The sequence below is a fragment of the Kitasatospora sp. NPDC007106 genome, assembly GCF_040634455.1.
Classification (GTDB): domain Bacteria; phylum Actinomycetota; class Actinomycetes; order Streptomycetales; family Streptomycetaceae; genus Kitasatospora; species Kitasatospora arboriphila.
This window is the reverse complement of the sequence record NZ_JBEYFP010000876.1, coordinates 1-2,346: the sequence shown is the minus strand read 5'-3', so window position 1 is coordinate 2,346 and position 2,346 is coordinate 1. Positions and strand designations below refer to the sequence as shown.

General features: G+C 75.7%; 2 protein-coding genes. One reads left to right on the top strand and one right to left on the bottom strand.

The genetic code is table 11. The features are described 5' to 3' along the window. Positions 1-234: 234 nt before the first annotated feature. On the bottom strand, positions 235-1,476 hold the full coding sequence (locus ABZ641_RS33515; protein WP_359988027.1) for an NAD(P)/FAD-dependent oxidoreductase: 1,242 nt from the start codon (positions 1,474-1,476) through the stop codon (positions 235-237). Positions 1,477-1,624: 148 nt separating this feature from the next. Here ABZ641_RS33515 and ABZ641_RS33510 point away from each other — a divergent pair, with 148 nt between their 5' ends. Continuing rightward, entirely contained in the window at positions 1,625-2,224 is a 600-nt protein-coding gene (locus ABZ641_RS33510; protein WP_359988025.1) for a helix-turn-helix domain-containing protein, read from the top strand. Positions 2,225-2,346: the final 122 nt, after the last annotated feature.

Genomic DNA, 2,346 nt, shown 5'->3' with positions numbered 1-2,346 from the left:
GACCGGGCCATACCCTGTCCCGGCGGGCGCCCCGCGTCAAGGGCTACCGGCGAGTCGCTGATGCACCGTCACCAGCCGGGCGGGAAAGCCCGGTCGGCCGCACGGCCACGGGAGCTCCGGAACGAGGTCGGCCCGGCACCGGGCAGCGCCCCCACCACGGCCACCGCCGTCACGGCCTCCCCCACGCACCCGTCCAACCATGCGGCCCGCGGCCCGCGGTTCAGCGGACCGGCGTCACCGGGACGGGCTGCCGCCTGCCGGGGCCGCGGCCTGCCGGGCCCGGTACTCGGCTGCGCCCTGCCGGTAGCGGCGGTGTTCCTCGGCCGGGTCGGGGGCGGTGTGCGCGGCGGGCGGGGTGGCGCCGAAGAAGCGGGCGAGTGCGTCGTTGGCGTCGGCGGCGAGCGGCGCGGCGCGGTCCTTCATCGCGGTTTCGTAGCGGCGGACGGCCGCGTCCAAGGTCGGCTCCCCGGCGATCGCGCGGGCGAGTTCGGCGCCTTCGAGCAGGGCGAGGTTGACGCCGTACCCGCCGAAGGGCGCCATGACGTGGGCGGCGTCGCCGAGCAGGGTGACGCCGCTGCGGTGCTCCCAGGTGTGCGGGGCCGGCAGGACGTGGATGGGCCGGTGCCGGTAGCCGCCGTCGGCGTCGGTGAGGAAGGGCCGCAGCTGCGCGTCCCAGTCGGCGAACTCGGCGAGCAGGTGGCGGCGGACGGCATCGGCCTCGGCCGGGTCGGAGGGGTCGGCGATGCCCGCCGCCGTGTACCAGTCGGCCGGGGTGCGCATGGCGAGGTAGGCCCGGATGTGGCCGCCGCTGTTGCGCTGGGCGATGACCGCCCGGCCCTCGCCGTCCCGGACGAACAGGTGGCCGTCGCCGACCAGGCGGGCGATCCCGGGGTGGCGGGTGTCCGCGTCCGCGTACACGACGTCGAGGAAGGAGACGCCGCTGTAGTCGGGGGTGGCGGTCGAGACCAGCGGCCGGACCCGGGACCAGGTGCCGTCGGCGCCGATCACCAGGCCGGCCTCGGCGGTGCCGCCGCCGGCGAAGTGCAGCCGGTGGGTGCCGTCGGCGAGCGGTTCGACGGCGGTGAGGCGGTGTCCCCAGCGGATCGACGCGGGGTCGACGTGCGCGGCGATCATCCGGCGGAGCTGGCCGCGGTCGATCTCGGGGGCGGCCTCGTCGTCGGTGTCGGGCACGAAGCGGTCGAGGACGGTGCCGTGGTGGTCCATGCGGGTCTTGGCCTGGCCCTCGGGCCGGGCGAGGGCGCGGAAGGCGTCGGCGAGGCCGGCGTCCTCCAGGGCGATCTGGCCGGAGTCGGCGTGCAGGTCGAGGGTGCCGCCGAGGTCGCGGGCGTCGACGGAGGCGTCGGCCTCGTACACGGTGACGGGCACGCCGTGCTGCTGGAGCACGCGGGCGCAGAGCAGTCCGCCCGGGCCTGCTCCGACGACGGCGACGGCGGGGACTGCGGGTACGGCGTTCATGGGCGCCTCCTGGGGGCACGACGGCGGGGCCGGTCGTACTGAACGACCGGTCATTAAGTTCCACGCTACTTAACGTCCGTTCAGTAAGCAAGGTAAGGTGGGAGCCGCCCGGAGTCAGCCGGGGAACCGAGGGACGGAGCACCAGGACATGAGCAGCCCCGCCGCGAGAGGCCGCCGCCCGGCGGCGGAGACCCGCGCCGAGATCCTCGGGGTCGCGCTGGACCTGTTCACGGAGAAGGGCTACGAGGCCACCTCGGTACGGGACATCTCCGAGGCCCTCGGCGTGACGAAGTCCGCGCTCTACTACCACTTCCGCAACAAGGAGGAGATCGTCGCCAGTCTGGTGGCCGAGCGGCGCGAGGAGGTGCGGGAGCTCGCCGCCTGGATCTCCGCGCAGCCGCGGACGCCCGGTCTGGTGCGGGAGGCCGCGCTGCGCTGGATCGCCGGCACCACGCCCGAGCGGCTGGCGATGATGCGCCTGGCGCAGGCCAACCAGCCGGTGATGCGCCGCCTGTCGGAGGACGCGGCCGACGTCCCGGGCGCCTTCGAGGAGGTCGTCGGGCTGCTGGTCGGCGAGCACGCCGACGAGCAGCAGCGGCTCGCCGTCCGGATGGCCTTCGACACGGTACGGGCGGCGCTGCTCGCCGCCCAGGGCACCGCGGCCACCGACCGGGACGTCCTCGAGGCCGCCCGGCGTGCCACCGTCGCCCTCACCCGGGCCGGGGAGGGCGACACCGCCGACCGGTGACCGGCGGCGACGGCGAGCGCCGGATCAGTCCCGGTCGAACCAGGACAGTGCGGCGATCCGCCAGCCGTCCGGCGTGCGGACGAACTGGATGACCTTGGTGCCGCCGCCCTCGAACGGCTCGC

Coding starts and splice junctions, on each gene's coding strand:
- ABZ641_RS33515 (WP_359988027.1), bottom strand. CDS start 1,476: ATGAACGCCGTACCCGCAGTCCCCGCCGTCGCCGTCGTCGGAGCAGGC.
- ABZ641_RS33510 (WP_359988025.1), top strand. CDS start 1,625: ATGAGCAGCCCCGCCGCGAGAGGCCGCCGCCCGGCGGCGGAGACCCGC.